Origin of the sequence: Vibrio artabrorum (genome assembly GCF_024347295.1) — a bacterium.
GTDB lineage: Bacteria > Pseudomonadota > Gammaproteobacteria > Enterobacterales > Vibrionaceae > Vibrio > Vibrio artabrorum.
Map to the genome: position 1 here is coordinate 2,692,495 of NZ_AP025458.1, position 16,934 is coordinate 2,709,428.

Below are 16,934 nucleotides of genomic sequence, written 5' to 3' on the forward strand. Positions count from 1 at the left end.
AATGCAACGCAAATTCCTACTGATACTTGGACTACTTCTGTTCCCGTTTATCAGTACTGCTCATGCAGACACCACTTCGACTGACGAGTCAGTATTAACTCTCGACTGGATTGACTTGATTCCCGAGTCAGAGCGAGCACAACTCGATTCGGTTGGCATGCCGATAGTCAACCACAATAGTATGGATAAACCCCAGCAATCGACAATTGGCGCGGTTCGCCCAGAGCTGAATGGCAGCACAGTCAAGATCCCCGGTTTTGTGATTCCATTGGAAGGTGATGAGAACATGATCACTGAATTTCTTCTGGTTCCATACTTTGGCGCATGTATCCACGTTCCGCCACCGCCACCGAACCAAATCATCTATGTAAAGTTTCCCAAAGGTGCCCCAATCCAGCAACTATGGGATGTGATCTATGTCGTCGGTACACTGAAAACAGAATCCATAAGCCATGACTTGGCTCAAACAGGTTATCTTATTGAAGGGACTGCGATAGAAGAATATGATGACATGTGATGATTAAAAGGATAGCTCAAGGATGAGCTCCCTTTACTGTAAAATACACAATAAAACAACATTTAAGCAACAAGGCTATTTGTCTAAATTATACGATGTAATGAGATAAATAGGCTAGAGCAACCACATAAATAGCCAGTAACACCCCTATTCCTAGCTGTTTTTTTAGCCTATTATTATTAACCTGGCTCATAACCCCTCCTTAACAAGGTCATTTAAATTTAACATCTTATTAGCATTATCAAAAGTAAAACTTGGTTAAACTCTTCAACTTTGCATGCAAAATCTAGCCACCAATAAGATAAAGAGTTACATTTTAGACAGTTAAGTCGTCTCCTAACGGTACTCTTATGTCAGAAACCCAAAAGCCAGTAATCATTGAGCATGCCAGTAATACACAGCACAAGCATGAAAAAAAACCTCATCTTGCTGACAGCGCAAGTAGAATGTTGCACATCGCACAAAGCTTCGGTTTAGATGCCTTAATTACTCCTAATGCAAAAGCTAATGATAAAGGTGAGATCACTCTTATCGAGCGGGCGCTATTGCGAGAGAAAAAACGCAAAGAGCTCCGCCAAAAGAACCTCGAACAGATTCTAAAACTGGCGCACTCTTCCTGTAAGGATGAAGCCGCCGGAGAACCCGATCAGGATTGGCTGTACCGCTTCTTCGATATGGCACAAGAGATTCATAATACGTCTATGCAAAGGCTTTGGGGGCAAGTATTAAAAAGAGAGGTAACTAACCCAGGCTCGACGTCAATGAAAGCACTGAAGCTCTTACAAGACATGACACCAAAAGAAGCGCTGACCCTACAAAGAGCAGCATCGCTTGGCTGTTGTTTTGGGGGGGATAACAGCAGAAAATTATTACTCGGTTTTAAATCTCATACTGGGATATTCGGATTTGGTAAAAGAGACACAACCAATGCCATCAACCTTGGTGGGCACAACCTTCCCTACTCTAGCTTACTCCACTTGATAGAGCTTGGGATTATTCTGGGCACAGAATTAGAATCCGGAGAGATTGATTTCGATCCAGCCCTACACCTAACCTATCAGGGTAAGAGCATGTCACTGGCACCGTTATCAAAAGGGGTGAAGCTGATTTACTATCGATTCAGTCCAACAGGCAATGAGCTTTGCTCCTTGCTTGGCAACAAGCCAAACACGCAATATTACGACCAACTGATTGCGCTCTTAAGCCAAAAATTCACGATTCAGACCGAAGTGAAAAGCAGTGTGAATTACACCGTCTAAACAATCGACAGTGCAATAAATAGACGGTGTAAAAAGCGAAGAGTATTGATAGGAATCAAGAGGTCTAGAAGATAGGTTTCTTGTCTCGGTAAACTAAGGCTGTACGACTTATCGTTATGGATAAGTCGATAAGTAAGTAAACAGCCTCAGTCATACCAACGATCTCAATTGGCTAAAATATTTCGCTTCTCCAACGCGTCAATACACAGTTCGACCAATTCATCGAGTGTCTTCTCTCCTGCAGGCAAATCAATCTCAGGGCTCTGAGGCGCTTCGTAAGCCGAACTAATACCAGTGAAGTTCGGGATTTCTCCAGCACGTGCTTTCTTATACAGACCTTTCGGGTCACGCTGCTCGCACACTTCCAGTGGTGTATTGACAAACACCTCAAGAAATTCTCCTTGCGGCAGTAAGTCTCGTACCAACTGTCTTTCCGCTTGATGCGGAGAAATAAAAGCAGACAACACGATCAGGCCTGCATCTGCCATCAATTTAGCCAACTCACCAATTCGGCGAATATTCTCGCGGCGATCTTGCTCAGAGAAACCCAAATCGCTGCATAATCCATGACGGACATTATCGCCATCCAACAAGTAAGTATGGTAACCAAGTTGTGCCAAGCGATTCTCTAATGCTCCAGCAATGGTCGATTTCCCAGAACCGGATAACCCCGTGAACCAAAGCACCGCTGGTTTTTGTGATTTCAGTTCTGAACGGAATGTTTTATCAATCGAGTGTTGATGCCACACAACATTCTCATCTTTGGGTTTGAGTACTGCGGTCATAATTAGTCCTTTAAATAAACAGCATTAAAATGGGAAAAAATAAGGAATTAGCGTCAATACCAAACCCGAATAAACAATCGAGATTGGAATGCCGATACGTAGATAATCCGTTAAATGGTAATTACCCACACTGTAAACCAATAAATTGGTTTGATAGCCGTATGGCGAAATAAAACTGGCACTGGCCCCAAACAGTACTGCCATAATGAACGGCATTGGGTCGACGCCATAGCCCACCGCCATACTGTAGCCAATCGGAAAGGAAAGCGCTGCCGCTGCATTATTGGTCACCAGTTCGGTCAAAACCAGAGTCATGAAGTAGGTCGCGACTAACGCGCCAAACACGCCCCAACCATTAAAAGCCTCCATAAACATCTGCCCCATACGCTCAGATAATCCCGATGAAATCATCAACTGAGCAATAGACAGAGCAGAGCCCACGATCACCACAATATCAACAGGAAAACGGCGGCGCAGCTCACTCAGTTGGACGACACCAAATACCACCAGCAGTAATATAAATCCCGCTAGCCCTTTTATAATCGGGACCACATCAGCGAGCGATAATCCAATAACACTGGCAAAGCCAAGCAGAACTAACGTTGATTTATCGACATCAAGTTTGGCACTTGAGTCCAAATCATTCATCAATACAAACTCTTTATTATGTTGCTGGCGCTGTTCTTCAAAGCGTTTGCCGGGAACTAAAATTAGGGTATCACCAGCGGTTAATGTGATATTCCCTAGCCCACCTTCAAGACGTTCATGGCCACGACGAATAGCCACCACAACCGCATCGAAACGGTCTCTAAACTGGCTGGTTTTTAGGGTTTTGTTACAGAAGCTTGCTGACGAGCTCACCACCACTTCAACAAAGCTCTGGCCGTTCAGATGGTGCTGACCAAACAGAGTCAGTCCTTGGATTTCTTGCAGTGTCGCCACACTCTCGACATCGCCACAAAACAGCAATCGGTCACGAGCTTGAAGTATGAAGTCAGGGTCAATCGACGCGGTGGTTTTACCGTCTCGAATCACTTCCGCTAAGAACAGTTTTCTCAATGCTCTGAGGTTATTCTCGCTAACACTACGGCCAACTAGCGGTGAGCCGGGCTCAACTCTTGCTTCTAAGAAGTAAGGCAGATCGTCTTGCGATCCATCATCGTAGCTGGGTAAGAAGTAACTCAAAGGAATGAGGATCAACACACCACCGACCAAGACGGCTAAACCGATCAAAGTAGGCGCAAAGAAATTAAGGCTGGGAAGCCCTGCATCTTCAACAAAACTATTGATGATCAAGTTGGTAGAAGTACCGATCAATGTCAGGGTGCCACCTAAAATGGCAGCGTAAGACAAAGGGATAAGCAGTTTAGAGGGCGCATGTTGTTGATTACGTTTGATCGCTCCGATCAAAGAGACCACCACCGCCGTGTTATTGGTAAAAGAAGACAATAGCGCTGTGGAAATACCCAACTTAGCCACTACAGTACCGAGTCGACCTTCTGATATATTACGGCTAACCCAGCTGATTAAGCGAGTTTTCTCCAACGCACTTGATGCGAGGATCAGAAGAATTAAAGTCAGTAACGAGGAGTTAGTGAAGTTATTGGCTAGGCTCGACAAATCGATCATACCAGCCATAAAAGCAATAAACGCCGCGCCAGCGAAGATAAAGCTTGGCTTAATACGGGTAACGAGCAGGCAAGTAATGATGCCGAGCAAAATCGCCAATACAAATCCTTGTTGCCACATATACCCGTCCTTTATGGCGGAAACGATCGGTTTCCGCCTGATTCAATCAGCTGTTACTTGGTCGTTTATGACTTCAGTAATTGGCTTAGATCTTTGGCATCCCAATGAGGGAAATGTTTGCGAACCAATGCGTTGAACTCAAGTTCAAATGCAGAGAAGTTAGCGACTTGCTGTTCAACAGAGCCCAACCGGTCTCGAATTAAACCCGCACCAACCGTGACGTTGGTAAGACGGTCAATAATAATAAAACCACCGGTGTCAGCACTCTCACGGTATTTATCCAGCGCAACAGTCTCGTTCAACGACCACTCACACAAGCCAATACCATTCAGTGGCAACTCATCGCCAGCGTGAGTCGATAAGTTATTGATGTCATACTGATGACGAACCGCTTCAACCTGACCGACAGTTTTCTTGCCTGCTATCTTGATGTCGTAAGCTTTGCCCGGTTGCAATGGTTGTTCTGTCATCCACACGGTGTCGGCCAATACATGGTTAGTGGATTCAATCTGCGCGTTTTCCAGCACAATCAAATCACCACGGCTGATATCGATCTCATCTTCAAGGGTCAGTGTTACTGCCAAGCCCGCTTGTGCAGAGTCCAAGTCACCATCAAAAGTCACAATGCGTGCAATTTTCGAGGTTTTACCCGACGGCAGCGCCTTGATCTCATCACCGACACTGACACGGCCAGAAGCAACCGTGCCTGCAAAACCACGGAAGTCTAAGTTGGGACGGTTTACATACTGCACTGGGAATCGGAATTCACCCGCAGAGCGTTTTTGGTCGATGTCGACGTTCTCTAACACTTCGAGTAGAGATGGGCCTTCGAACCATGCAAGCTCTTTACTTGGCGCTGCAACATTAATACCTTCAAGTGCCGATACGGGCAGAACCTGAATATTGGTTTCGCCTTCTAGGTTTTCTGCAAACGCTAGGTATTGATCGCGAATTTCTTCAAAACGATCTTGCGAGTACTCCACAAGATCCATCTTGTTTACAGCGACGATGAAATGCTTTAAACCAAGCAGGTTAGAAATAAACGAGTGACGACGGGTTTGATCCAGAACGCCCTTACGCGCATCAATCAAGATCACGGCGAGATCACACGTTGAAGCACCGGTTGCCATATTGCGCGTGTACTGCTCATGCCCTGGAGTATCAGCAATAATGAATTTACGCTTTTGAGTCGAGAAGTAGCGGTAAGCCACATCGATGGTGATCCCTTGCTCACGCTCAGCCTGTAAGCCATCAACAAGCAGTGCCAAATCAGGTTTCTCACCTGTGGTACCCACTCGTTGGCTATCCGAGTGAACCGCCGCTAGCTGATCTTCATAAATCTGTTTTGTATCATGGAGTAAGCGACCGATTAACGTACTTTTACCGTCATCTACCGAGCCACATGTTAAAAATCTAAGCATAGATTTATGCTGATGCTGACTTAGATAACCTTCAATCCCGAGTTCAGCCAATTCGGCTTCTACTGCACTATTCATTTTTCTTTCCTTAGATTCTTAGAAATAACCTTGGCGTTTTTTCAGCTCCATAGAGCCCGACTGATCATGGTCAATCGCTCGGCCTTGACGCTCACTAGACGTCGCCACCAGCATCTCTTCAATAATGCCAGTTAGCGTATTCGCCTCAGATTCAACCGCTCCGGTTAGTGGGTAACAACCTAAAGTACGAAAACGAACGCTTTTCTCTTCAATCACTTCACCTTCTTGCAGCTCCATGCGGTCATCATCCACCATAATCAGCATGCCATCACGCTCAACCACAGGACGTTTGTCTGAAAGGTAAAGTGGTACAATATCGATGCTCTCTAGGTAGATGTATTGCCAGATATCGAGTTCAGTCCAGTTAGATAGTGGGAATACTCGAATACTTTCGCCCTTATTCACCTGACCGTTGTAGGTATGCCAAAGCTCTGGGCGCTGGTTTTTTGGATCCCATGTGTGGTTCTTATCACGGAAAGAGTAAACACGCTCTTTCGCTCGAGATTTCTCCTCATCACGACGCGCACCACCAAAAGCGGCATCGAACCCATACTTGTTTAACGCTTGTTTAAGACCTTGAGTTTTCATGATGTCGGTATGCTTAGAAGAACCGTGTACAAATGGGCTACACCCCATTGCCAGACCTTCAGGGTTCTTATGGACCAAAAGCTCAAAACCGTACTTTTCTGCTGTGCGGTCACGAAATTCAATCATCTCGCGGAATTTCCAATCCGTATCAACGTGTAATAGTGGGAATGGAATCTTACCTGGGTAAAACGCTTTGCGAGCTAAATGAAGCATCACAGAAGAATCTTTACCGATGGAGTACATCATCACGGGGTTATCAAACTCAGCCGCGACTTCACGGATAATATGAATACTTTCCGCTTCGAGCTGTTTTAGGTGGGTTAAACGTTCTTGGTCCATTTCAGTGCTTCCTTTGAGGCTCGCGTTACGAGCAATTCATTACTTGGTCTTGCCAAGTAAGGGATTTAACTCATCCATTTGAGTGAATGGGAGTATTGGCACTAGAAGAAAACAGAAGCTGCGTGTTGAGCGATCCTTGCTATTCATCTGCCTGATACGTCCTTGATATAGGCATTATGACGAGCTCTTCATATTACTGGAAATTCTAAAATTTCATTTTTTATTCGAAAAGCTGATAAGGGATTAAATTTATAGGCAAGCGGATGAAATGAATAGGCTCATCTATCAATGCTATTGCTGCATTGGTTAATCAGCTTTGGGAGGCGCCTTGCAGAACACCATAAAGTAATCGATCCAAGTCACGATTTAACATTCGATGTCATCATTGTTTCATTGTATTTTGTTACATTACGCAACGAATTTTATACTACCCACTTTGGAGCTACAAAATGAACGTTGCAATGAAACCTTTATCATTGGCTGTACTTGCAGGCCTTGGTTTGATGCTAGCTGGTTGTACAACAACACCTGATACTGATGAAGTGATTAAGCTACGTGTCGTAGAAACGACGGACATCCATGCCAATCTAATGGATTACGACTACTACAAGGACAAGCCATCGAAAAAAATCGGCTTAGCACGTACTGCGACTCTAGTAAAAGAAGCTCAAAGTGAAGTAACCAACAGCGTATTAGTCGATAACGGTGATTTACTGCAAGGTAGCCCTATGGGTGACTATATGGCAGACAAAGGCATCAAAGCGGGCGAAGTTCACCCTGCATACAAAGCAATGAATCAGCTCAGCTACGATGCTGCAAACCTAGGCAACCACGAATTCAACTACGGTCTTGATTTCCTTGAAGAGTCGATCAACGACGCTGATTTCCCATACATCAATGCCAACGTTTATGATGCAGAAACCAAAGAACACTACTTCACGCCTTACATTATCAAAACACACACATTCACGGATACAGCTGGTGTCGAGCATCAAGTAAAAGTCGGCTACATCGGCTTTGTACCACCACAAATCATGACGTGGGATAAGAAAAACCTTGAAGGCAAAGTCATCGCTCGTGACATCATTGAGACAGCTAACGAATTAGTACCTCAAATGAAAGCAGAAGGCGCCGAAGTTATCGTTGCGATCCCTCACTCAGGCGTATCAACGGACCCATATAAAAATGGCGAAGAGAACTCAACTTTCTACCTATCTGAAGTCGATGGCATCGATGCAATCGCATTCGGTCACTCTCACGCCGTATTCCCAGGTAAAGGTTTTGATGACATTCAAGGGATCGACAACAAAACGGGCACCATGAACGGCGTTGCGGCAGTAATGCCTGGACGTTGGGGCAGCCACGTTGGGGTTATGGATCTAACACTTGCACAAAAAGACGGCAAGTGGGAAGTGGTTAAAGGCCAATCAGAAGCACGCCCTATTTACGACAAGATCGAGCAAAAATCGCTTGCTGCCGCTGATAAAGGCATTGTCACGGCACTAGAAAAAGACCATGCAGGTACTCGTAAGTTTGTTAACCAACCCATTGGTAAAGCAGATGACGTGATGTACAGCTTCCTATCTCTAGTACAAGACGATCCAACCGTACAGATTGTTAACCTGGCACAGAAAGATTACGTTGAACAGTTCATCCAAGGTGACCCAGACCTAGACGGTACACCTGTCCTTTCCGCGGCGGCACCATTCAAAGCGGGCGGCCGTAAGAATGACCCAGCAAACTTCACTGAAGTTGAATCTGGTCAACTGACATTCCGTAACGCGGCTGATCTGTACCTTTACCCGAACACGCTCGTTGCGATGAAGGTAACAGGTCACGAAGTCAAAGAGTGGCTTGAGTGCTCAGCGGGTCAATTCAACCAGATTGACGTGAACTCCACAGCACCACAACATCTGATCGAGTGGGACAACTTCCGTACTTACAACTTTGATGTTATCGACGGTGTGGATTACCAAATCGACGTCACTCAACCTGCGAAATACGATGCAAACTGTAAAGTGGTTAACCCTAATTCACAGCGTATTGTTGACCTAACTTACCAAGGTAAGCCAATCGACATGAAGCAAGACTTCCTGATCGCAACCAACAACTACCGTGCATACAGCGCTAAATTCCCAGGTACAGGTGAAGACTTCATTGCATTTGATGCACCAGATGAAAACCGTACTGTACTGGCTAACTACATCTCTCGCGTAAGCAAAGAGCAAGGTCAAGTTAGCCCAACGGCTGATAACAACTGGTCATTCGCACCAATCAAAACGGATAACAAGCTGGATATCCGCTTTGAAACATCACCAAGTGAGAAAGCCGCTCAATTCATCAAAGATAAAGGTCAATACCCGATGAAACGTGTTGCGACTGACGATGTTGGCTTCGCTGTTTACCAAATCGACCTCACTAAATAGATGACTTAACTCATCAAGAGTTAACCTTCTAAAGGCTGAGTTTTACGACTCAGCCTTTTCTTATTTAAACACCTAAATCAAAAATGCGGTTCAGCGTAAACGCTCATAAACTCCGACCGAGTCGCCCGCCCTAAATGGATCGATATTTTAGAAGCTGAAAAACAGTATAAATCTAATGGGAAGCCATCAGATCTTACTCGACATTCTGTAATCAATGACTTGATACCGACTACAATGTTACTGTCAGTGTTATTCCCATCAATATCATCGTAAACAATATTAGTTGACCGCTGTATTTCAGCACTAATTTGGGTTAGGTTATTTTCATGTACACCTCTTTTATCGAACAACTACGAAGCTTTGACTTCTCTGAAAGTCAGATTGAATCTCTAGTCGCCATCGCCAAGCCTCTTGAGTTACCAACCAGACACATCCTGATCAACCAAGGTGAGATGGCGAACTCAATCTACTTTGTGCTTAAAGGCTTATGCCACGCTTGCTATCTAACAGACAACGGAAAGCAATACAGCAAAGAGTTCTATTGGGAACAAGACTGGATCATTGGCTTTGAGAGTTTGATAAAAAACCAAGCCTCTCCTTATCTATTAGAAACGCTGACACCGATCACCTTGCTCGAGTTGCCAATGAACGCAGTAATTGAGTGGCGTGCATCAAATAATCCTCTGTATTTAAAGCTGTTAGAAACACAACTGATGCATAAGGAAAAAAAAGAACGTTTCATGCTGCTCTATACCCCAGAGCAACGCTATCAGCTGTTCTGCGAACATTTCCCCGATCTTGAACAGCGCTTGAACGACAATCAAATTGCCGCTTACCTAGGAATAACCGCAATCAGCCTGAGCAGAATTAAAGGTCGAATTAACAATAGTTAATGCCAACAATCATCGCGCATAGTACATTCAGAGCATCGATAACCTCTGGATGTAAACATGATCACTTGGCACTCAATTCCCTTTTCTGAACTCTCAACACAACAGCTTTATCAACTACTTAAATTAAGAGTCGATGTATTTGTGGTTGAGCAAACTTGTCCTTATCCAGAACTCGACGGAAAAGATACACTCGCGGGTGTTGAGCACCTACTTGGCTATTCCGATGAAGAGTTGGTTGCGTGTGCTCGCTTATTACCACCAGGCACCTCTTACAACAACACCAGCATCGGCCGAGTAGCCACTAAGCAATCAGCAAGAGGTAGTGGCTTAGGGCATCAATTGATAAAGCAAGCGTTAACACGCTGTGAGGCTCTTTGGCCTAATACGACCATTGATATTGGTGCACAGCAACACCTAGAAAACTTCTACGCAAGCCACGGATTCAAGACGATCTCGGACATGTACCTCGAAGACGATATTCCACACCTTGATATGAGATTAGAGAAGTAATGTCGAAGATCACTGTCGGTATCCTATTACTGATTGCAGGCAACCTGTTTGCTTCGCTTTCCGACGTCGCGGTAAAACTATTGAATGGCGAAGTACCGCCTCTTCAATATATTTTTTTCCGACAGTTAATCTCTCTGCTTATCATTACGCCTTTGTGGCTGAAACAGAAAAAAGAGCAGCGACACTTGCAACAAACCACAGTGACCATCATACGAGGTCAACTCATATTGATCGGCAGTGGATGTATGGTGGTCGCAATCACTCACTTGTCTTTAGCAACCGCTAACGCAGTATTTTATGTCGCGCCTCTATTGATGCTGCCGCTCTCAATGTTTCTACTAAAAGAACAACCGGCACTTGGCAAGGTTATCGCCACGACCATAGGTTTCATTGGTGCATTGATTGTCTTGAGGCCATCACAATTTCATTGGGCAGCACTGTTTGCTTTGGGTACCGCACTCACTCTCGCACTATTTAATGTACTCGTAAGAAAACTTCCTAGTGAGCAAACCGTCGTCACGACCTTATGGTGGACGACGCTATTCTCGATTCCAGTATCATTCGTACTCAGTTTCCTATTCTGGCAACCAATATCGACAGAACATTTGGGGTACATAGCGCTCAGCGCGACGCTCATATTGAGTTATAACGGTCTGGCTGTGGCCGCCTATCAAAAAGCGCATTCAAGCCAGATCGCTCTGGCTGAATATTCGGGATTGGTGTTTGTTGCGTTAATAGGGGCAATATGGTTCGATGAGATTCCAGATACGTTAACCCTGCTTGGTATTATGCTCATCATTTTACCTCTCGTCCCTTTCAAGCGCCCAAAAAAAAGAGCTACCCTTTAGCTCTTTTATCTTCTAGCCTGCTGGAGCAGGCTACTTACTGCGGCCAAAGCCACCATCAGACAAGCGGAAAAACATCACTGAAGTATCGCCTTTCTCCAGTTGAAGAATATCCAACTGACCGGTTTCAGCAAGTTTGAAGCGAACTAACTGGCCTTTTCGAATATGACTGAGTGGCTTGTCTGCACCTTCAATACGCACTAATGCATTCAAGTCAGACAAAGGTAAATCGTTATTTCGAAAAACTTGCGCTAACGTGTCGCCTTGCTTAACCAGGTACTCCTGCCAATTTTTGTTGCTCGGTTCTGATGAACTGCTCGTTGTATTTTGCTGTTCGCTTAAGCCGACGGTATTGATTTCAAGTTCAACGCGCGATGTTGTTGGAGCTGTCTCTAACTTAGGTTCTGGTAGCGGCACAAAAAGTAATATCAGTACGATCGACGAAATCACCATCAACAATCTCTGGTGTAATTTCGGTAATATCCCCCAAGTTTGCTTCACAGAGGTTTTCATTTTTTTTACATCGATCGAACTTAATTTCTCTTTGACCTGATTCACTCGATCCTTGAACTCTGCTAAGTGGTCTACTTTCTGTTTTTTCTTTTGACGACGATTCATGCCACTGCGTCCTATACATTGAATAACTACAGTATAAAAACCAAAGTACCAACAGTATAGATATTTCCGTCACAACACTGGGCAAAGCAAGAAAATTGACATCCCTGTGATTTGGACACGGTAAAGTACAAGGGATCAGAGGCTAGCCGTTTCTTCACGCTGCCAATACTGGTATTCTTACCCTTTTCGTACTGACAAAAAGAGTGACTTTTCATGTCTGAAGTAAAATTTGAAACTGTAGAGCAAAAAGCTAGCTACGGTATCGGTCTACAAATGGGCCAACAACTTGCTGGTTCTGGTCTTGAAGGCCTAAACGTTGACGCAATCGCTGCTGGTATCGCAACCGCTCTAGTTGGTGACATGCCAGCTATCGAAGTTGACGAAATCAACAACGCACTACAAGAGCTACACACTCGCGGTGAAGCTGCGCGTCAAGAACTGGCTAAAGCTGCTGCGGCTGACGGCGAAGCTTTCCTAGCTGACAACGCTCTTCGTTCAGAGGTAACGGTTCTTGAGTCTGGTCTTCAGTACGAAGTGCTAACTGAAGGTACTGGCGAAATCCCAACGGCAGACAAGCAAGTGCGTGTTCACTACCACGGCGAACTAACTGACGGTACTGTTTTCGACAGCTCTGTATCTCGCGGTCAACCTGCAGAATTCCCAGTGACTGGCGTAATTCAAGGTTGGGTACAAGCTCTACAAATGATGCCTGTGGGCTCTAAGTGGAAGCTATACATCCCTCAAGACCTAGCATACGGTGAGCGTGGCGCAGGCGCGGCAATCCCACCATTTGCAGCTCTAGTATTTGAAGTAGAACTTCTAGCTATTCTTTAATCTTTATAAAAACCTTGAGTAACGCAAAATACTTGAGACTATAAAATTGAAAGAATCCAACGGCGATGTCACTACATCGCCGTTTTTCGTTTATAGTGAATAGGAAGATTGCTTTATTACTTAAGGAAGAATAATGAAGAAAATACTCATCACTATATTCAGCAGCCTTGCTGTAGTCTCTTGTGCAAACACGAGCGACACAGAAAAAAACAGTTCATCACCAGAGACCAACTATTCCCAACTATCACAAACAGCACTAATGGCAGCCGTGAATATGTGGTCTCAACAGAACGAAACAACACCGCTTGCAGATACGGTCGCAGACCAAGCTTCTGTTACCAGCGATCAAGCAATTGGCGGTATCGGTTCCATGCTAGCACTTGCACAAAACTCACTTGGTACTGCTGACAACAAAGAGCTCGCAACGCTGATTCCAGGCATGTCTAGCCTTGAATCTACTGGTCTATCATCGCTATTAAGCTCACAAGGTGCCGTTGAAAGTGCATTTTCTGGATTAGGTATGGATCCCTCAATGATGACGACATTTGCACCAATCATCCTTCAAGCATTGCAATCACAAGGCGCAACGAGTGGCCTGATGGATTCACTTGCGGCTATTTGGCAATAATCGTAATAGCTAGCTTAAAATCGGATTAGGGCACTTCGGTGCTCTTTTTTGTGCGGGGAAGAAAAGAGATATGAGATATGAGATATGAGATATGAGATATGAGATATGAGATATGAGATATGAGATATGAGATATGAGATATGAGATATGAGATATGAGATATGAGATATTTTTGAAATATGGAGCAGGCAAGACAAGCAAAAAATGCCAAACATCATGGTGCAATTTCTGTTATCTGTTTCTTATTCTACAGAAACAAAAAAGCCGAGCTAATGCTCGGCTTTTTATATTAATAATCCAGTATAGATTACTCAGCAGCTTCTTCAGCAGCTGGGCGGTCTACAAGCTCAATGTAAGCCATTGGAGCTTTATCACCAGTACGGAAACCACATTTAAGAATGCGAGTGTAACCACCTTGGCGAGCCGCAAAACGCGGGCCTAGTTCATTAAATAGTTTTGCTACTACTTCGTTATCACGAGTGCGAGCAAATGCAAGACGACGGTTAGCAACACTGTCTGTCTTAGCTAGGGTAATCAACGGCTCAATTACGCGACGTAGTTCTTTTGCTTTTGGCACGGTAGTTTTAATTACTTCGTGACGAACAAGAGAGCTAGCCATGTTGCTGAACATCGCTTTGCGATGACTGCTGTTGCGGTTGAGTTGACGACCACTTTTACGATGGCGCATGACCTAATCCTTCTAACTTTTCGATTAATCTTCAGCGATTGACGCTGGTGGCCAATTTTCTAGGCGCATACCTAGAGAAAGACCACGTGAAGCAAGCACATCTTTAATCTCTGTAAGAGATTTCTTACCAAGGTTTGGCGTTTTAAGTAGCTCAACCTCAGTGCGCTGTACAAGATCACCGATGTAGTGAATCGCTTCTGCTTTCAAACAGTTAGCAGAGCGAACTGTTAGTTCAAGATCGTCTACAGGACGTAGTAGGATAGGATCGAATTCTGGCTTCTCTTCCTTCTCCTCAGGTACACGTACATCACGAAGATCTACGAACGCATCCAGTTGTTCAGCTAGAATAGTAGCTGCACGACGGATTGCTTCCTCAGGTTCTAGAGTACCGTTCGTTTCCATATCGATAACAAGTTTGTCTAAGTCAGTACGTTGTTCTACACGTGCCGCTTCTACAGCATAAGCGATTTTATCAACCGGGCTGTAAGTAGCGTCAACAAGTAGACGACCGATTGGACGCTCATCTTCTTCAGTATGGATACGAGCTGAAGCTGGAACGTAACCACGACCACGTTCTACTTTGATACGCATAGCGATCTCAGCATTGTCATCCGTTAGGTGACAAATTACGTGCTCAGGGTTAGCGATCTCTACATCACCATCGTGGGTGATGTCACCTGCAACAACAGGGCCTGAGCCTGATTTGTTCAGTGTAATAAACACTTCATCTTTGCCCTCTGCAACGCGTACAGCCAAACCTTTTAGGTTTAGAAGGATTTCTAGGATATCTTCCTGAACACCTTCTTTAGTACTGTATTCGTGTAGCACACCTTCGATTTCAACTTCTGTTACGGCACAACCCGGCATAGAAGATAGAAGAATGCGGCGAAGAGCATTACCTAGAGTGTGGCCGAAACCGCGCTCTAATGGCTCAAGAGTTACTTTCGCGTGTGTCGTATTGATCTGTTCAATGTCAACAAGACGCGGCTTAAGAAATTCTGTTACAGAACCCTGCATTGTGTCCTCTCTTTTTTTAACCTTACTTAGAGTAAAGTTCGACGATCAAGTGTTCATTGATGTCAGCTGACAAGTCAGAACGTTCAGGCATACGCTTGAATGTACCTTCCATTTTGCTAGCATCTACTTCAATCCAAGTTGGCTTTTCACGTTGTTCAGCAACTTCTAGAGCCGCTTTAATACGAGATTGCTGTTTAGCTTTCTCGCGGATAGAAACAACGTCGTTTGCCGCTACTTTGAAAGAAGGAACGTTTACAACTTTACCGTTAACTAGAATAGACTTATGGCTAACTAGTTGACGAGATTCAGCACGAGTAGCGCCAAAGCCCATACGGTAAACTACGTTATCAAGACGACCTTCAAGAAGTTGAAGCAGGTTTGCACCCGTGTTGCCTTTAAGACGTGCAGCTTCTTTGTAGTAGTTGCGGAATTGTTTTTCTAGAACGCCGTAGATACGACGAACTTTTTGCTTCTCACGAAGCTGAACGCCATACTCAGATAGACGACCGCGACGAGCGCCGTGTACACCTGGTGCGTTATCAATTTTACACTTGGTATCGATCGCACGGACACCAGACTTAAGGAATAAGTCAGTACCTTCGCGACGGCTAAGCTTCAGCTTAGGACCCAAATATCTTGCCATGATCTTTCTCCAATATTCCTAGAAACGAAACTTAAACGCGACGTTTCTTAGGTGGACGACAACCGTTATGAGGGATTGGTGTCGCATCAACAATGTTAGTGATACGGAAACCAGCAGCGTTCAGTGCGCGAACAGTAGATTCACGACCTGGACCTGGACCCTTAACCATAACTTCCAAGTTCTTTAGGCCATATTCTTTAGCCATTTCCCCACAACGCTCAGCTGCAACTTGTGCTGCGAACGGAGTAGATTTACGAGAACCACGGAAACCTGAACCACCTGCTGTAGCCCATGCAAGAGCGTTGCCTTGACGGTCAGTGATAGTTACGATTGTGTTGTTGAAAGAAGCATGAATGTGCGCTACGCCATCAGCTACTTGCTTGCGTACGCGCTTACGCGCGCGAGTTGGTTGTTTTGCCATTGTACTCTACCTTATCCGACTATTTCTTGATCGGCTTGCGCGGACCCTTACGGGTGCGAGCGTTGGTTTTAGTACGCTGTCCACGTAGTGGTAGACTGCGACGATGACGAAGACCGCGGTAACAGCCAAGGTCCATAAGACGCTTGATGTTCATCGATACTTCACGACGTAGATCACCTTCTACAGTGTATTTAGCTACACCATCACGCAGTTGATCGATCTGCTCTTCAGTTAGTTCACTGATCTTAACATCTTCAGCAATACCCACTTCAGCTAAAATAGCTTGAGAGCGAGTTTTGCCAATACCGTAAATTGCAGTAAGTGCAATTACAGAATGTTTATGATCAGGAATGTTAATGCCGGCTATACGGGCCATTATTCACTCCTAAGGGGTTCATAAAAGAATTATCCGCAGCAAAGCCCGTTATGGATACGCTGCGGCATACTACTTCTTTTGCACGCAAAAGGTAGGCCGAGGAATATACTCGACTCTACCTAGTATTTCAAGTAAAAATTTCTGCTGATTAGCCTTGGCGTTGCTTATGCTTTGGCTCACTGCAAATCACGCGAACGACACCGTTACGCTTGATAACTTTACAGTTACGGCAGATTTTTTTAACGGAAGCACGAACTTTCATTGCTAAACTCCGTAAATGGAATCGAAATAATTACTACCGA

Annotated in this window: 19 protein-coding genes; 8 read left to right on the forward strand and 11 right to left on the reverse strand. The window is 44.7% G+C overall.

The window, feature by feature from the left end; translation table 11 throughout:
• The first annotated feature begins 1 nt into the window (after nt 1).
• Both OCU36_RS12155 and OCU36_RS12160 read left to right on the forward strand, forming a co-directional pair.
• Complete coding sequence (locus OCU36_RS12155; RefSeq protein WP_261838213.1) at nt 2–517, forward strand: DUF3299 domain-containing protein; 516 nt, start codon at nt 2–4, stop codon at nt 515–517.
• 350 nt (nt 518–867) lie between these two features.
• Entirely contained in the window at nt 868–1,776 is a 909-nt protein-coding gene (locus OCU36_RS12160; RefSeq protein WP_261838214.1) for a TIGR03899 family protein, read from the forward strand.
• A 164-nt stretch (nt 1,777–1,940) separates the two neighbouring features.
• On the opposite strand, the gene cysC is transcribed toward OCU36_RS12160, so the two are convergent.
• The 4 genes from cysC to cysD all read right to left on the reverse strand — a co-directional run bounded on the left by cysC (nt 1,941) and on the right by cysD (nt 6,733).
• Nucleotides 1,941–2,561: an adenylyl-sulfate kinase gene (cysC, locus tag OCU36_RS12165; RefSeq protein ID WP_261838215.1), complete on the reverse strand. Its 621-nt coding sequence runs from the start codon at nt 2,559–2,561 to the stop codon at nt 1,941–1,943.
• A gap of 24 nt (nt 2,562–2,585) precedes the next feature.
• Nucleotides 2,586–4,310 (reverse strand): SLC13 family permease, encoded by a 1,725-nt coding sequence (locus OCU36_RS12170; protein ID WP_261838216.1) that lies wholly within the window; start codon nt 4,308–4,310, stop codon nt 2,586–2,588.
• Nucleotides 4,311–4,375: 65 nt separating this feature from the next.
• Nucleotides 4,376–5,806, reverse strand: coding sequence for a sulfate adenylyltransferase subunit CysN (cysN, locus tag OCU36_RS12175; RefSeq protein ID WP_261838217.1), 1,431 nt, complete (start codon nt 5,804–5,806; stop codon nt 4,376–4,378).
• Nucleotides 5,807–5,824: 18 nt separating this feature from the next.
• Complete coding sequence (gene cysD / locus OCU36_RS12180) at nt 5,825–6,733, reverse strand: sulfate adenylyltransferase subunit CysD (RefSeq protein WP_261838218.1); 909 nt, start codon at nt 6,731–6,733, stop codon at nt 5,825–5,827.
• A 449-nt stretch (nt 6,734–7,182) separates the two neighbouring features.
• On the opposite strand from cysD, the gene OCU36_RS12185 reads away from it, so the two are divergent.
• From OCU36_RS12185 to OCU36_RS12200, 4 genes are all read left to right on the forward strand, one after another.
• Nucleotides 7,183–9,159, forward strand: coding sequence for a bifunctional 2',3'-cyclic-nucleotide 2'-phosphodiesterase/3'-nucleotidase (locus tag OCU36_RS12185; protein WP_261838219.1), 1,977 nt, complete (start codon nt 7,183–7,185; stop codon nt 9,157–9,159).
• Nucleotides 9,160–9,485: 326 nt separating this feature from the next.
• Nucleotides 9,486–10,052 carry a Crp/Fnr family transcriptional regulator gene (locus tag OCU36_RS12190; RefSeq protein ID WP_261838220.1) on the forward strand — a complete coding sequence of 189 codons (567 nt, stop codon included), beginning with the start codon at nt 9,486–9,488 and terminating at the stop codon, nt 10,050–10,052.
• A 57-nt stretch (nt 10,053–10,109) separates the two neighbouring features.
• Complete coding sequence (locus tag OCU36_RS12195; RefSeq protein ID WP_261838221.1) at nt 10,110–10,562, forward strand: GNAT family N-acetyltransferase; 453 nt, start codon at nt 10,110–10,112, stop codon at nt 10,560–10,562.
• Nucleotides 10,562–11,410 (forward strand): DMT family transporter, encoded by an 849-nt coding sequence (locus tag OCU36_RS12200; RefSeq protein ID WP_261838222.1) that lies wholly within the window; start codon nt 10,562–10,564, stop codon nt 11,408–11,410. The genes OCU36_RS12195 and OCU36_RS12200 overlap by 1 nt, the downstream gene beginning before the upstream one ends.
• Nucleotides 11,411–11,440: 30 nt before the next feature.
• Here the strand turns inward: OCU36_RS12200 and OCU36_RS12205 are convergent, their stop codons facing one another.
• On the reverse strand, nt 11,441–12,025 hold the full coding sequence (locus tag OCU36_RS12205; protein ID WP_261838223.1) for a LysM-like peptidoglycan-binding domain-containing protein: 585 nt from the start codon (nt 12,023–12,025) through the stop codon (nt 11,441–11,443).
• A gap of 213 nt (nt 12,026–12,238) precedes the next feature.
• Between OCU36_RS12205 and OCU36_RS12210 the strand changes: the two genes are divergently transcribed.
• Nucleotides 12,239–12,859 carry an FKBP-type peptidyl-prolyl cis-trans isomerase gene (locus OCU36_RS12210; RefSeq protein ID WP_008220519.1) on the forward strand — a complete coding sequence of 207 codons (621 nt, stop codon included), beginning with the start codon at nt 12,239–12,241 and terminating at the stop codon, nt 12,857–12,859.
• A 133-nt stretch (nt 12,860–12,992) separates the two neighbouring features.
• Nucleotides 12,993–13,487: a DUF2780 domain-containing protein gene (locus OCU36_RS12215; protein WP_261838224.1), complete on the forward strand. Its 495-nt coding sequence runs from the start codon at nt 12,993–12,995 to the stop codon at nt 13,485–13,487.
• A 307-nt stretch (nt 13,488–13,794) separates the two neighbouring features.
• Here OCU36_RS12215 and rplQ read toward each other — a convergent pair whose 3' ends face one another.
• From rplQ to rpmJ, 6 genes are all read right to left on the reverse strand, one after another.
• Nucleotides 13,795–14,175: a 50S ribosomal protein L17 gene (rplQ, locus tag OCU36_RS12220; protein WP_004729812.1), complete on the reverse strand. Its 381-nt coding sequence runs from the start codon at nt 14,173–14,175 to the stop codon at nt 13,795–13,797.
• A gap of 24 nt (nt 14,176–14,199) precedes the next feature.
• Nucleotides 14,200–15,192, reverse strand: a complete 993-nt coding sequence (locus OCU36_RS12225; RefSeq protein ID WP_004729813.1) for a DNA-directed RNA polymerase subunit alpha — start codon at nt 15,190–15,192, stop codon at nt 14,200–14,202.
• A 22-nt stretch (nt 15,193–15,214) separates the two neighbouring features.
• Nucleotides 15,215–15,835, reverse strand: a complete 621-nt coding sequence (gene rpsD / locus OCU36_RS12230; protein WP_017076303.1) for a 30S ribosomal protein S4 — start codon at nt 15,833–15,835, stop codon at nt 15,215–15,217.
• A gap of 31 nt (nt 15,836–15,866) precedes the next feature.
• A complete protein-coding gene (rpsK, locus tag OCU36_RS12235; protein ID WP_004738778.1) occupies nt 15,867–16,256 on the reverse strand; it encodes a 30S ribosomal protein S11 in 390 nt (129 codons plus the stop codon).
• Nucleotides 16,257–16,275: 19 nt separating this feature from the next.
• On the reverse strand, nt 16,276–16,632 hold the full coding sequence (rpsM, locus tag OCU36_RS12240) for a 30S ribosomal protein S13 (protein WP_261838225.1): 357 nt from the start codon (nt 16,630–16,632) through the stop codon (nt 16,276–16,278).
• Nucleotides 16,633–16,780: 148 nt separating this feature from the next.
• Nucleotides 16,781–16,894 carry a 50S ribosomal protein L36 gene (gene rpmJ, locus OCU36_RS12245; RefSeq protein ID WP_000868186.1) on the reverse strand — a complete coding sequence of 38 codons (114 nt, stop codon included), beginning with the start codon at nt 16,892–16,894 and terminating at the stop codon, nt 16,781–16,783.
• Between the last annotated feature and the right edge of the window lie 40 nt (nt 16,895–16,934).